At 53.7% G+C, this 12931-nt stretch carries 12 protein-coding genes; 8 read left to right on the top strand and 4 right to left on the bottom strand.

The window, feature by feature from the left end:
- Positions 1 to 556: 556 nt before the first annotated feature.
- Positions 557 to 1039 carry a phosphohistidine phosphatase SixA gene (sixA, locus tag QWJ20_RS15440; RefSeq protein WP_095700077.1) on the top strand — a complete coding sequence of 161 codons (483 nt, stop codon included), beginning with the start codon at positions 557 to 559 and terminating at the stop codon, positions 1037 to 1039.
- Positions 1040 to 1126: 87 nt separating this feature from the next.
- Here sixA and smrB read toward each other — a convergent pair whose 3' ends face one another.
- A complete protein-coding gene (gene smrB / locus QWJ20_RS15435; protein ID WP_095700076.1) occupies positions 1127 to 1669 on the bottom strand; it encodes an endonuclease SmrB in 543 nt (180 codons plus the stop codon).
- Between the two features lie 171 nt (positions 1670 to 1840).
- Between smrB and prmB the strand changes: the two genes are divergently transcribed.
- The 6 genes from prmB (at position 1841) to QWJ20_RS15405 (ending at position 6530) form a co-directional block, all read left to right on the top strand.
- Positions 1841 to 2773 (top strand): 50S ribosomal protein L3 N(5)-glutamine methyltransferase, encoded by a 933-nt coding sequence (gene prmB, locus QWJ20_RS15430; RefSeq protein WP_120358419.1) that lies wholly within the window; start codon positions 1841 to 1843, stop codon positions 2771 to 2773.
- A 75-nt stretch (positions 2774 to 2848) separates the two neighbouring features.
- Entirely contained in the window at positions 2849 to 3934 is a 1086-nt protein-coding gene (aroC, locus tag QWJ20_RS15425) for a chorismate synthase (RefSeq protein WP_433992916.1), read from the top strand.
- A 6-nt stretch (positions 3935 to 3940) separates the two neighbouring features.
- The gene (gene mepA / locus QWJ20_RS15420; RefSeq protein ID WP_095700074.1) at positions 3941 to 4786 is read left to right on the top strand and encodes a penicillin-insensitive murein endopeptidase; all 846 of its coding nucleotides are present in this window, start codon (positions 3941 to 3943) and stop codon (positions 4784 to 4786) included.
- Between the two features lie 52 nt (positions 4787 to 4838).
- Positions 4839 to 5639: a sulfite exporter TauE/SafE family protein gene (locus QWJ20_RS15415; protein ID WP_433992915.1), complete on the top strand. Its 801-nt coding sequence runs from the start codon at positions 4839 to 4841 to the stop codon at positions 5637 to 5639.
- Positions 5640 to 5666: 27 nt separating this feature from the next.
- Positions 5667 to 6212 carry an elongation factor P hydroxylase gene (locus QWJ20_RS15410; RefSeq protein WP_433992914.1) on the top strand — a complete coding sequence of 182 codons (546 nt, stop codon included), beginning with the start codon at positions 5667 to 5669 and terminating at the stop codon, positions 6210 to 6212.
- A 33-nt stretch (positions 6213 to 6245) separates the two neighbouring features.
- Positions 6246 to 6530 carry a YfcL family protein gene (locus QWJ20_RS15405; RefSeq protein ID WP_014916053.1) on the top strand — a complete coding sequence of 95 codons (285 nt, stop codon included), beginning with the start codon at positions 6246 to 6248 and terminating at the stop codon, positions 6528 to 6530.
- 482 nt (positions 6531 to 7012) lie between these two features.
- Here the strand turns inward: QWJ20_RS15405 and mnmC are convergent, their stop codons facing one another.
- Positions 7013 to 9040: a bifunctional tRNA (5-methylaminomethyl-2-thiouridine)(34)-methyltransferase MnmD/FAD-dependent 5-carboxymethylaminomethyl-2-thiouridine(34) oxidoreductase MnmC gene (mnmC, locus tag QWJ20_RS15400; RefSeq protein WP_433992913.1), complete on the bottom strand. Its 2028-nt coding sequence runs from the start codon at positions 9038 to 9040 to the stop codon at positions 7013 to 7015.
- 173 nt (positions 9041 to 9213) lie between these two features.
- On the opposite strand from mnmC, the gene fabB reads away from it, so the two are divergent.
- Positions 9214 to 10431 carry a beta-ketoacyl-ACP synthase I gene (gene fabB, locus QWJ20_RS15395; protein ID WP_039284831.1) on the top strand — a complete coding sequence of 406 codons (1218 nt, stop codon included), beginning with the start codon at positions 9214 to 9216 and terminating at the stop codon, positions 10429 to 10431.
- A gap of 127 nt (positions 10432 to 10558) precedes the next feature.
- Here fabB and flk read toward each other — a convergent pair whose 3' ends face one another.
- The gene (gene flk, locus QWJ20_RS15390; RefSeq protein ID WP_433992912.1) at positions 10559 to 11815 is read right to left on the bottom strand and encodes a flagella biosynthesis regulator Flk; all 1257 of its coding nucleotides are present in this window, start codon (positions 11813 to 11815) and stop codon (positions 10559 to 10561) included.
- Positions 11816 to 11908: 93 nt separating this feature from the next.
- Positions 11909 to 12799 (bottom strand): DMT family transporter, encoded by an 891-nt coding sequence (locus QWJ20_RS15385; RefSeq protein WP_433992911.1) that lies wholly within the window; start codon positions 12797 to 12799, stop codon positions 11909 to 11911.
- Positions 12800 to 12931 lie beyond the last annotated feature (132 nt).

Here is a 12931-nt window from a genome sequence, read left to right as displayed (position 1 = left end):
CAGTGTTTTATGCTGATTTTTTGTTCATTGTTGAATTCTGTATCCTATTTTTTGATTTTATTGTAAGCGATCATAATGACCATCATAAAGACATGGTTATGTATTTCGAGTGGGTAGATTCTGCCGTATATCTATAAATTTTTTATTTATCATGTAATTAATGATGAAAAAGAAGATCGAGCGAGTCTCATGACGTTGCTGATACATTACGATTACTGACTCATTAACGATAGATGTGCTAACAACGCGTTTTCAGAATGGTTAATGTTATAACAGTATTGGGTCGCATTCACGGCAGATCTCAGTGGGTAGTCTATGGTTGGGAAGCGGGTATGATGACTTTTCTACCTAAACCTGACCTCAGGTGAGTTTACATAGCGAGAAACTCAGGTAACCTACAGCAATAAAGCGGTTATACCCATCATACTTGAGTGATGTAGGGTATATACCTTATATGGCTTACATTGCAGGTATGCCAAAATGGCAGAAAAGCCAATGCTCATACAGCATTAAGTATGAGGATATATCATATATTTCATTAACATAGCGGTGTAATATGCAAGTGTTGATAATGCGTCATGGTGATGCGGTACTTGATGCAGCGAGTGATGCCGTCCGGCCGTTGAGCGACGCTGGTCGTGATGAATCCCGCCAGATGGCGTGTTGGTTGAATGAGCAAAATATCGATATTGAGCGCGTTCTGGTGAGCCCCTATTTGCGTGCCCAGCAAACGCTCGAGGTGGTGAAAAAAGTGCTGCCGTTGCCGGAAGAAGCGGATTGCCTGAATGAGCTGACGCCCGGTGGCGATGCCCAGCTTGTCAGCTATTATCTGCAAACGCTGGCGAGAGAAGGCGTGGGGGCGGTGCTGGTTGTGTCGCATCTGCCGCTGGTGGGCTATCTGGTTGCCGAATTATGCCAGAATGAAACTGCGCCGATGTTCGCTACATCTGCTATTGCCTGCGTGAAGGTGGAAGCGGAATCCGGTCATGGCATTCTGCACTGGCAAGTCAGCCCGGCCCAGTTGAACGCGAAATCCTGATACGACTAACCCCACATTCCTGAATTCATACGGTATGAGGCATGTAATGAACTTACATGCCTCATCGTTTTTTGAAGAAGGATGAGCTTATTCAAGCGAAGGGGCTTCCAACGCCACCAACACCAGCAGCGCGGCACTTCCACCAAATTCTTTCGGGGCCTGATGAAAAGCCAGCACGTCAGGGTGCTGTGCCAGCCAGAGTGGCGTTTGTTGCTTAAGTATATGTTTGCCATGCCCGTGCATCACACAGGCGCAGTAAACATACTCCCGCCGACAGGCCGCTAGCAGCGCGCCCAATTCCTGCTTCGCCTGAAGCTGCGTCAGGCCATGCAAATCCAGAAACAGCTCCGGTGAATAATCTCCCCGTCGAAGCTTCTTCAATTCATAGGGGCTAGCTCCCGGACGGATATAGCGCGTCGGGCCTTCTGCATCCAGCTGTGGCTGAAACTCATCCGAAAAATAGAAACTGGCATCAACCTGCTCCTGCAATGCCCGTTTGGCGGGTAATTCGCCCGGTTTTTTGCGCAGCGGTTTATGGGTATAGGTATCCTGACGCAATTTTTTTGTGCCAGTGATTGACGTGCGAAAAAGCTGTAATTCGTCGTCATTCAGCGAAAATTTATTACTCATGTTTCATTCATCTTGCGTCAACATTCGATCAGTTTACCTTGTCTCCCCGCTGTCGCTAAATAAAAGTCTGTATCGGGGCGCGTTCAGTCGGTTATATCTGCTGATTTGTCGCGGGCTTCATGGCAAACTAAGCGCCAATTTCCCATTCAGAACTGTCTGCGGAGGACACCCTTGGACAAAATTTTCGTCGATGAGGCCGTCAGTGAACTTCATACCATTCAGGATATGTTGCGCTGGGCTGTTAGCCGGTTTAACGCAGCCAACGTCTATTACGGCCACGGGACGGATAATCCCTGGGATGAAGCCATACAGCTGGTATTGCCTAGCCTGTATCTGCCGCTCGATATTCCTGAAGATATGTACACGTCCCGTTTGATCACCAGCGAACGGCAGCGCATTGTTGAACGTGTGATTCGCCGCGTCAATGAGCGTATCCCGGTCGCCTATCTGACCAACAAGGCCTGGTTTTGCGGCCTGGAATTCTACGTGGACGAACGCGTGCTGGTGCCGCGCTCTCCCATTGGTGAGCTGATCAATAACTATTTTGATGAGCAACTGCCAAAAACGCCAAACCATATTCTGGATCTGTGCACGGGCAGCGGCTGCATTGCTATTGCCTGCGCTCAGGCGTTCCCAGAAGCGGAAGTCGATGCGGTCGATATCTCCAACGATGCGCTGGCGGTAACCGAGCAAAATATTCAGCAGCACGGTCTGGAATACCGCGTGACGCCGATTCGCTCTGATCTGTTCCGCGATTTACCGGCGATTCGCTATGATTTAATCGTGACTAATCCACCGTACGTGGATGAAGAAGATATGTTCGATCTGCCGCAGGAATTCCGTTTCGAGCCTGAACTGGGGCTGGCGGCGGGTAACGACGGTCTGGATCTGGTGCGTCGTATTCTGGCCTGTGCACCAGATTATCTGAGCGACGACGGCGTGCTGATTTGCGAAGTGGGCAACAGCATGGTGCACCTGATCGATCAATACCCAGAAATCCCGTTCACCTGGCTGGAGTTTGATAACGGCGGTGACGGCGTGTTTATGCTAACGCAATCACAGCTGGTTGATTGCAAAGCGCATTTCAGCGCTTACCGTGATTAAACGGTCATAACGATATTTATTCGCCTTACCGTTTAGACGGTAAGGCAGAAACAGAACACATGCGAAGGAGTTGTGATGGCAGGCAACAGTATTGGGCAATTTTTCCGCGTCACTACATTTGGTGAATCCCACGGTATTGCTCTGGGATGTATTGTTGACGGCGTACCGCCGGGCATCCCGCTAACGGAAGCGGATCTGCAACACGATTTGGATCGTCGTCGTCCGGGGACCTCCCGCTATACGACGCAGCGCCGCGAACCCGATCAGGTCAAGATTCTGTCCGGCGTTTTTGAAGGCGTGACAACAGGGACCAGTATTGGCCTGTTGATTGAAAATACCGACCAGCGTTCTCAGGATTACGGTGCGATTAAAGATGTCTTTCGCCCCGGCCACGCCGATTACACCTATGAGCAAAAATACGGTCAACGTGATTACCGTGGTGGTGGCCGCTCTTCCGCGCGCGAAACGGCGATGCGCGTTGCCGCGGGTGCGATTGCGAAGAAATACCTGCAACAGCAACATGGTGTGAAGATACGTGGCTATCTGTCGCAGATTGGCGATGTCACCTGCGAGCTGAAAGATTGGGAACAGGTTGAGCAAAACCCGTTCTTCTGCCCGGATGTCGACAAGCTGGAAGCCTTGGATGAACTGATGCGGGCGCTGAAAAAAGAAGGCGACTCCATTGGCGCGAAGGTCAGCGTAGTCGCGGAATCGGTGCCTGTCGGATTAGGCGAGCCGGTCTTTGATCGTCTGGATGCCGACTTGGCTCACGCACTGATGAGCATTAACGCCGTGAAAGGCGTCGAAATTGGCGATGGCTTTGCGGTTGTCACCAAGCGTGGCAGCGAAAACCGAGACGAAATCACGCCGGACGGTTTCCAAAGCAATCACGCTGGCGGCATCTTGGGCGGGATCAGCAGCGGTCAGAATATCGTTGCGCATCTGGCGTTGAAGCCGACCTCCAGCATTATGGTGCCGGGGAAAACGATCAACCGTCAGGGTGAAGCGACTGAAATGGTTACGCGCGGGCGTCACGATCCGTGTGTGGGTATTCGCGCGGTGCCGATTGCCGAAGCCATGATGGCGATTGTGTTAATGGATCACCTGCTGCGCCAACGCGCACAGTGTGGGGATGTGAACAGTCTGGTTCCTCGCTGGTAAAAAATAATGAAACAAGGGTTAATCGGGGTTCTCGCGCTGGCACTGAGCGCGCCGCTGTTGTCGAATGTCGCATGGGCGAAAACGCCCTGGCAGGAGATAACGCATCCGGTCGCGGGTACGTCACAGTCAATTGGTAGTTTTTCCAATGGCTGTATCATCGGTGCCCAGCCGCTGCCATTGCAGTCGCTGGATTATCAGGTGATGCGCGTCGATCAGCGCCGCTATTTCGGTCACCCCGATCTTCTGGCGTTTATCCACCGCCTGAGCAACGAGGTCAAGCGTACGACCTCAGGTAATGTGCTGGTGGGGGATATGGGCATGCCTGTTGGTGGACGTTTCAGCAGCGGCCACGCCAGTCACCAATCCGGGCTGGATGTCGACATCTGGCTGCAATTGCCCAGACAGCGCTGGAGCGAGCAGCAGTTGCTGAAGCCGCAGCCTATCGACTTGGTTAACGCCAGCGGACTGAACGTTAACCCGCGCGTTTGGCGACCGGAAATCACCACCTTGATCAAAACCGCTGCGTTGGATAGCGACGTAACGCGCATCTTCGTTAATCCGGCGATTAAAAAACAGCTGTGTGTTGAAGCGGGTCACGATCGTGACTGGCTGCGCAAAGTTCGCCCTTGGTTTGCACACCGTGCACATATGCATGTGCGCCTGCGTTGCCCGGCGGACAGCCTTGAGTGTCAGGATCAGGACGAGCCACCTGTCGGTGACGGATGCGGTGCCGAGTTAACCAGCTGGTTCCAGCCAAAACAGCCGAGTACCGAAGCTCCGGAAAAAACCACGCCGCCGCCGTTGCCTCCGTCTTGTCAGGCACTGCTCGACAGACATTTTGCTGCGAGATAACGAGTCACTATGCGAGATAACAGATAACTATGTCGCGAGATAAAAAATAATTATGGACTGGTTAGTTCTTGGGCCAGAAATGCTGGCCGTACTGTTTTTTGTCGGGGCGTTGGCAGGGTTTATTGATTCGATTGCGGGCGGGGGCGGTTTATTGACGATCCCTGCCTTGCTGGCGGCGGGTTTATCCCCGGCGCAGGCGCTGGCAACGAATAAACTTCAGGCTGTCGGCGGATCCTTTTCCGCCAGCCTGTATTTCATCCGCCGCCGTGCGGTGAATCTGGGCGAGCAGAAGCTGGCGATTGCGCTGACGTTTGTCGGCTCGACCTTCGGTGCCTGGCTGATCCAGCAGATCAATGCTGATTTTCTGCGCCAACTGCTGCCATTACTGATTATTGGCATCGGTCTCTACTTTTTATTAACGCCAAAAATCGGCGATGGAGATCGGCAGCGTCGTCTGTCGCCACTTCCGTTTGCGATTGTGGCAGGCAGTTGTGTCGGTTTTTATGACGGTTTCTTCGGCCCCGGTGCCGGATCGTTTTACGCGCTGGCCTTTGTTACTCTGTATGGTTTCAATCTGGCAAAAGCGACGGCGCATGCCAAAATCCTGAACTTTACCTCCAACTTCGGCGGGCTGCTGTTTTTTATGCTCGGCGGAAAAGTGGTCTGGGTGGTCGGAGGGGTCATGCTGATCGGGCAAATCCTCGGTGCGCGACTGGGAGCCAAAATGGTGATGACGAAAGGGCAAAAGCTGATTCGTCCGATGCTGGTGCTGGTTTCCGCCATCATGAGCGGCAAACTGATTTATGACAGCCACGGGCACGAGATTGCCGTTTGGCTGGGACAGTTTTTATAACAACAAATTATGATAACAACAGATAACATGACTACGACGCACCACTATCAACAGCTGATTGATATTTTTAATGATTGCTTTGGCGATGAATACAATACCCGTCTGATAAAAGGCGACGATGAGCCGATTTATCTGCCAGCGGATGATGACATTCCGTATCACCGGATTGTGTTTGCCCACGGTTTTTATGCCAGCGCGCTACACGAGATTTCTCACTGGTGCATTGCGGGTGCCCAGCGGCGCTTGCAGGTCGATTTCGGCTACTGGTACTGCCCGGATGGTCGTGATGCCTCGACGCAAAGCCAGTTTGAGGGCGTAGAAATCAAACCGCAGGCCTTCGATTGGCTGTTCTGTGTCGCCGCAGGCTTTCCGTTTAACGTCAGCTGCGACAACCTGAACGGCGACTGTGAGCCGGACCGTATTGATTTCCAGCGGCGCGTGCATGCACAGGTGATGCAGTATCTGGAAGAAGGGATTCCCGCGCGTCCGGCCAGCTTTATTCGTGCATTACAATCGTTTTACAATACGCCACCGCTGACGGCGGCGAGCTTCCCGTATCCAGCCGATCTGTGATGCGCGGGAACCGCAAAAATTTGAGGATAAGAAATGATCGCAGAATTTGAAACGCGCATTCTGGCGCTGATTGATGACATGGTAGAGCATGCCAGCGACGATGAACTGTTTGCCGGCGGCTATTTGCGTGGTCATCTGACGGTGTCGGTGGCAGAAGCGGAAGAGCATGGGGAACACACGCTTGAAGCACTGCATCTGCGCGTTAGCGACAGTATCAATAACGCCATCAAAAACGGTGAGCTGTCACCACCGGATCAGGTGCTGGTTAACGGGATGTGGGAACGTCTGTTCCAGCAGGCGCAGAATAGTACGCACTAGCTTGAATTGTTTAGAATGAGTTTAGCTGAACTCGTTATGACCGTTCCCTACTCACTGTCTCTCAGTTACATTCCTATGCAGATTCAGAGACAGTTTCGTGCGCCACACTGCTGCTATTCATATGCGATACCGTATACGCGCCCGACGCAGGGCGCTCAGTCGCCGCCGCCCTGCGAACCCAGGCTGCCGGCTAAATTATGCCGCTTCGCGGTGCCATCGGTGTTCGTGACCGCTAATCGAGCCACCAGTGACGCGTTTACTCGCCCCATAAATGGAGCTCGCCCTTCGGGCCAGCACAAGTGCTGTTCAAAAACGTCTCTGACGTTTTTGTCCGACGCGGCACTGGTTTTCGCGACGTCTTGTCGCTCACTCGGCGGCCAAGCTCACCGCTGCATAATTTTTTAAGCCGGATTCTGGCAAAAACCATTACAAGTCGTGGCATTTGTGCACAAGAGGCCGTTTGTCTGTGAAGAGATAGTTTATTAATCCTGAGCCACGGGTTTACCTTTCAGTAGTTTTCTTATCCAGAAACGATTTGGGTTGAGTGCGGCGAGCGTATCGCGGTCCAGCGGTAGCGGTTCGCCATACATCTGTGAGGCCAAAATTTCTGCTGCGAGTGGAGCAGAGCAAAGCCCGCGTGAGCCCAACGCACCGATGATGAACAGATCCTGCCAGTAGGGGGCGTTTGGTACCGCGTCGGCACGGTGTTGAGGGTGCAGTAGATCTTCATACTCGGCCAGCGTTTGTTCATAGTCCGGTACCGCGCCTAATAGCGGCAGATGATCGCGCAGCGCGCAGCGGACGCCCTGACGCGCCTGCGCATCGCTGACATCGACCGTTTTCGCCCAGTCTGCGTCGGGCAAACAATTCAGCAGCCGTTGGCGGTTCTCTTGCTGTTCGTCTTCCCGATAATCACAGTGTGTTTCACCCCGTAAATAGCTCGCTCCGATGCAGTGCGTCTGATGTTGCGGACTCACTGGCGTCAGATAGCCGTCGTAGCACAGAACCTGTTTAAGCTGACCTAGCACCGGGTTGGTCGGAATATGGCTGACCTGTCCGCGCACGGCGTAAGCGGGTAAGTGCGATGTCTGTGGCCAGTCGGTAATGTGGTGACCATTTGCCAGCACCACGACTGCATGATTTACCTGCTGGCCAGTGCTCAGGGTGAGCGCCCAGCCGCCGTCCGTTTTGTCTAATGCGGAAACGGTAGTACTCATCTGTACCGACAGACCGTTCTGCTGTGCCAGCTTCAGCGCAGAAGCTGTCAGTTCCGCCGGGCACAGCCAGCCGCCGTCAGGATAAGTGATGCCGTTTACGCCGGGATTCAGGCCGCTGTGATTTTCCAGTTGCTGCGTATCCACGCTGACGACCAGCGCTTCCGGCCATTCGCCTTGCAGAATCTGCTCGATTTTACGCGCACTTTTTTCATCCCAGGCGAGCTGGCTGACGCCGTACCACTGATGCTCAAATGCCAGCCCCTGCTGTGCCAGCGCGGTATAGCTACGATGGGCAAAGTCAAACGCGAGGGAGAAAAAGCGGGACACGGCATCGTGCCGGTTATTCAGCAGAGGATACAGCGCCCCCTGACGATTGCCGGATGCGCCCGTAGCAGGCTGTGCCTCGGCGCAGTAGAGCGTGACGTTCGCGCCGCGCCGTTGCAGCGCGAGGGCAGTAAGCACGCTGGCGATGCCGCCGCCAATAATCGCAATGTCATCAGTCGTGCTAGCAGCAGGGCGCGAATACCACGGCGTCGGCGACATGACGGGAAGCGTGTCGGGAAGAATGCCGCTCAGCATCTCACGCTTCTGCCCGAATCCTTTGATTTTACTGACCTGAAACCCCGCCTGTTGCAGACCGCGACGGACAAATCCTGCGGCGGTAAAGGTGGCGAACGTGCCTTCTTTACGGCACAAACGAGCCATTGCCTGAAACAGATTATCCGTCCACATGTCTGGGTTTTTGGCAGGCGCGAAGCCATCCAGAAACCAGGCGTCGACCTGATGGTTCTGAGTATCATCCAGCTCAGGCAGTAAGACGTTAACGTCACCGAACCATAAATCAAGCGTGATAGTACCTTGCGCCAGAATCAGACGATGACAGCCCGGCAGCGCTAGCGGCCATTGCTCTCGCAATTCATCTGCGAATGCGGCCAGCTCCGGCCACTGTGCGTGTGCGGCAGCCAAATCATGCCGATGCAGAGGGAATTTCTCGAAGCTAATGAAATGCAGATGGCGCAATGTCGCCTGTGGCTTCTGTTGACGAAAGTCGGCAAACGCCTGCCACAGCGTCAGAAAATTCAGACCCGTGCCAAAGCCGGTTTCTGCTATCACGCAGGCTGCGCGCGGGTGCGTGGTGAAACGCTCTGGAAACTGATTGCCCTTTAAAAACACATAACGGGTTTCTGCCAACCCATCCTGATTCGAAAAATAGACGTCATCAAACTGTTGCGATACAGGTGTACCCTGAGCGTTCCAACTTAACGACGCGTGTTGGATGAGGAGGTTGGTCACGACAAAAAGCTCATTATTCAAGTGATGATGAGATTCTATCGGGCTGAATATTGTGGCGCAAATTTAGCAATGATTTCGCGATAGTTTGGCTGATCGGACTTGTTCAGCTTACAACTGTACGCTAAAGTGCGAAGCGAAATCCCAAACTCTATAAGTGGAAGAAGAGGTATTAAATGAAACGTGCAGTGATTACTGGCCTAGGGATCGTATCAAGCATCGGTAATAACCAGCAGGAAGTTCTGGCATCATTGCGAGAAGGCCGCTCGGGCATTACTTTCTCTCAAGAGCTGAAAGATTCCGGCATGCGTAGTCACGTCTGGGGGAATGTCAAACTGGACACCACTGGCCTCATCGACCGCAAAATTGTGCGTTTTATGAGTGATGCATCGATCTATGCCTACTTATCCATGGAGCAGGCGATTCAAGATTCTGGGCTGTCTGATGAGGTTTATCAGAATAACCCGCGCGTTGGCCTGATTGCTGGTTCCGGCGGTTCTGCGCGCTATCAGGTATTCGGTGCTGACGCGATGCGTAGCCCGCGCGGTCTGAAAGCCGTTGGCCCTTACGTGGTAACTAAATCCATGGGTTCTGCGGTATCCGCGTGTCTGGCAACGCCATTCAAAATTCACGGCGTGAACTACTCCATCAGCTCTGCCTGTGCGACTTCTGCACACTGCATCGGTAACGCGGTTGAGCAAATCCAGATGGGCAAACAGGACATCGTGTTCGCTGGCGGCGCGGAAGAACTGTGCTGGGAACTGGCCTGTGAATTTGATGCGATGGGAGCACTGTCGACTAAATACAATGAGACGCCAGAAAAAGCGTCCCGTACCTATGACGCTGGCCGCGATGGTTTCGTCATTGCAGGCGGTGGCGGTATGGTCGTCGTAGAAGAACTGGAACACGCACTGGCACGTGGCGCACACATCTACGCGGAAGTAGTCGGCTACGGCGCGACGTCTGACGGCGCGGATATGGTTGCTCCATCAGGTGAAGGTGCTGTTCGTTGTATGAAGATGGCGATGCACGGTGTGGATACGCCGATCGATTACCTGAACTCTCACGGTACTTCTACGCCAGTTGGCGATGTGAAGGAACTGGGTGCGATTCGCGAAGTGTTTGGCGACAACTCGCCAGCTATTTCTGCGACCAAAGCGATGACCGGTCACTCTCTGGGCGCAGCTGGCGTGCAGGAAGCGATTTACTCACTGCTGATGCTGGAGCACAGTTTCGTTGCACCGAGCATCAACGTGGAAAATCTGGACGAGCAGGCTGCTGGCCTGAACATCGTGACTGAACCGACGGAACGCAAACTGACCACGGTGATGTCTAACAGCTTCGGTTTCGGTGGTACGAATGCGACGCTGGTAATGAGAAAACTCGATAAATAATCGGTTTATCAGTCAAACGTTCTCATTGAAATAAAGAAAACCCCGCTGGCGCAAGCCGCGGGGTTTTTTGTTAGCGCGGGTTTGGTTGATGAGGGTCAGTCAGCGATAGTCATGGGCGGTATTGACGTTAGATCAATACCCAAAGCAGAAATGCGGCCACGCAGGTGCTGACAATCACCAAAAACATTGGCTTATGGAACAGGGATTGCCAACTGAGCGGCAGTGACGCAATCAGCGGGTTAAACAGCGGATGCAGCAATTGTGAGGTTGTGGTCCAGTCCGTTTCCTGCGAGCGCTGAATACGCTGCGTAAACAGGAACGTCAGCAGATCGCTAACCTGCATCGGCGTCAGCGGGGTTTGTAATCCGATATTGAAGCGATTCTGCGTGTAATCCATCAATAAGTGCTGTTCCTGCGCGGTCATAGGCTGTTGTAGCAAAGCCTGCAACGGCGCGAGATTCGGGGAAAGCAGCGCATTCTGTGGCGGTAGCGGCTGTGATGATAGATTCGCTGCGGATGACGAATTCGCGTTAGCCGTATTGGTGGTGTTGGCTGTCAGCGGTTCTGGCGCAGCGCCTGTCGTGCCTGCATGGGTCTGTGTTCCCTGCTGCGCAGGCGGGGTGGCGCGCAGCAGCGTTTGCGTCTGTTGCAGCTCAACTTGAGCTTGCAGGAACTGCGTGATCAGCGGCAGATGTTTTAACGGGATGGCGTCACCCGGGCTAAGATTCTGCATCATCATCAGATTATTCAGCACTCTTGCCGGCTGTTCCCCGGTCATGGTCGCTAAGCGGGTGACTAACTGATTCAAGCCGCGCTGTTCAGCAGGAGAGAGCGGGCGATCGGGCGAGTTGGCGGCCTGAGCGGTTTGCGATGCTGTGGCTGATGCCGTTGACTGCGGGATTTGCCCGTTTTGCAGCAGCGTAACAACCTGCTGTAGCTGCGTTTTAGTCAGCGCGCTTAGCGTAGTGCTACCGAACTGTTGCTGGATGAAATTGCTGACCGCCTGACGGTTATTTCCCTGAGACAGCATATCCGTCAGACGCTGAAGCAGCTGCTGACGTCCACCGCTATCTTGCGCCTGCGTTAAACGCGTCTGAAGTATCTGCTCGGCAGGCTGGTAATGGCGGGACAGCAGTTCATTATTTTCTGCCAGCCCTAATCCCTGTTTTACCGTTGTCCAGACTTCCGCTGCCTTTGACGTTGTCAGCGCGGCAACTCTAAGCACCAGATTTTCCAGCGTTGTGCGCTGCGCCAGCGTCAACGGTCGATCGCCGTTGGAGGAACCTGCGGCGTTAGCGGATGAAGTAGAGGCTGATGATGTGGTTGTTGGTGTAACCGAGCGTTCGCCGGGCAGCGGGGCACCTGGGCCACTTACAGGTTGCATATCGGTTATCCTCACTGCCGTCATGATTGAGATGAATCATAGCAATCTCCCGTGACGGCCGATAGTCAGACGTCGCCTAAAACGGCACTAATCTTATGGGGTGGCTGATGAGCTACGTCCTAGTGGGATGCGCAAGCGCTGGGCGAGGATCACGCCGAGTAGCGTGATGCCACCGCCAACCAGATGATAATGATGTAACGGCTCGTGCAAAAAGCTAATGGCGATCATCGCCGTAAAGATCGGCGTCAGGTTCATAAAGATGGAGGCTTTGCTGGCTCCGAGGCGCATAACCCCCTGAATCCACAGAAAAGGCGCAAGGATTGAGGCCATGATGCCAGCGAAAATTACCAGCGGCAGATTTTCGGCATTGAGTTGCACATTGTCCGTCAGCAGGAAATTTGGAATCAGCACGACTACGCCAAAGGCAATTTGCACATAGAGCGACACCCAGTTGGGCAACGGGATGCTCCAGCGTTTGGTCAGCACGCCATAGAGTGCATAGGACAACGACGCACAAAACATCATGAGTTCACCGGGGCCGATGCCCTGCGCCAGAATTTGTTCTGGATGTCCCTCACCGATCAGCCAGACAATCCCGACCAGCGACAGCAGGCTACCGAGCAGCACGCCCAACGTGGGAGCCAGGCGCAGCAGCGGAATGCTGAGCAGGACGGTGAGTAGTGGTACAAGTGACCCCATAATCCCCATCATCACGGCGCTGATCGAGTGCGCCGCGTAATAGGCCAGACTTTGGTACAACACCATGCCAAGCAGACCCAACACCAGCAGTTTCCAGGCGTGTTGACGAATGGTCGCCGCGTGCTGACGAAGGGTTGGCAGCATGAACGGCGTCATGACGAGGAACGCCAGCAGCCAGCGATAAAACGAGATGGCGGCTGGGTCAATAACGCTTGCAGAGAGCTTGTTGACGATGACGTTAACTGACCAGATCAGGACGGCAATGGTGGGAAAGAGGGCGTTCACGTTGGGTTTCTCATAACAGACCAGACGAAAAACGCACCAATTGCCTGTCTGGTCGATAAAAATGGGGCAAGTGCAGCAATGGCAAACAACATAACAGAGCCATGTGACGACTATCAACCTTGTATGGCATCG

Origin of the sequence: Pectobacterium sp. S5, assembly GCF_051707265.1 — a bacterium.
Lineage (GTDB): Bacteria > Pseudomonadota > Gammaproteobacteria > Enterobacterales > Enterobacteriaceae > Pectobacterium > Pectobacterium polare.
This window is presented reverse-complemented; position numbering and strand designations above follow the sequence as displayed.

Bases quoted from the DNA above. Each gene is read 5' to 3' on its own strand.
- sixA (WP_095700077.1), top strand. From the start codon at position 557: ATGCAAGTGTTGATAATGCGTCATGGTGATGCGGTACTTGATGCAGCG.
- smrB (WP_095700076.1), bottom strand. From the start codon at position 1,669: ATGAGTAATAAATTTTCGCTGAATGACGACGAATTACAGCTTTTTCGC.
- aroC (WP_433992916.1), top strand. From the start codon at position 2,849: ATGGCAGGCAACAGTATTGGGCAATTTTTCCGCGTCACTACATTTGGT.
- mepA (WP_095700074.1), top strand. From the start codon at position 3,941: ATGAAACAAGGGTTAATCGGGGTTCTCGCGCTGGCACTGAGCGCGCCG.
- QWJ20_RS15415 (WP_433992915.1), top strand. From the start codon at position 4,839: ATGGACTGGTTAGTTCTTGGGCCAGAAATGCTGGCCGTACTGTTTTTT.
- QWJ20_RS15410 (WP_433992914.1), top strand. From the start codon at position 5,667: ATGACTACGACGCACCACTATCAACAGCTGATTGATATTTTTAATGAT.
- QWJ20_RS15405 (WP_014916053.1), top strand. From the start codon at position 6,246: ATGATCGCAGAATTTGAAACGCGCATTCTGGCGCTGATTGATGACATG.
- fabB (WP_039284831.1), top strand. From the start codon at position 9,214: ATGAAACGTGCAGTGATTACTGGCCTAGGGATCGTATCAAGCATCGGT.
- flk (WP_433992912.1), bottom strand. From the start codon at position 11,815: ATGCAACCTGTAAGTGGCCCAGGTGCCCCGCTGCCCGGCGAACGCTCG.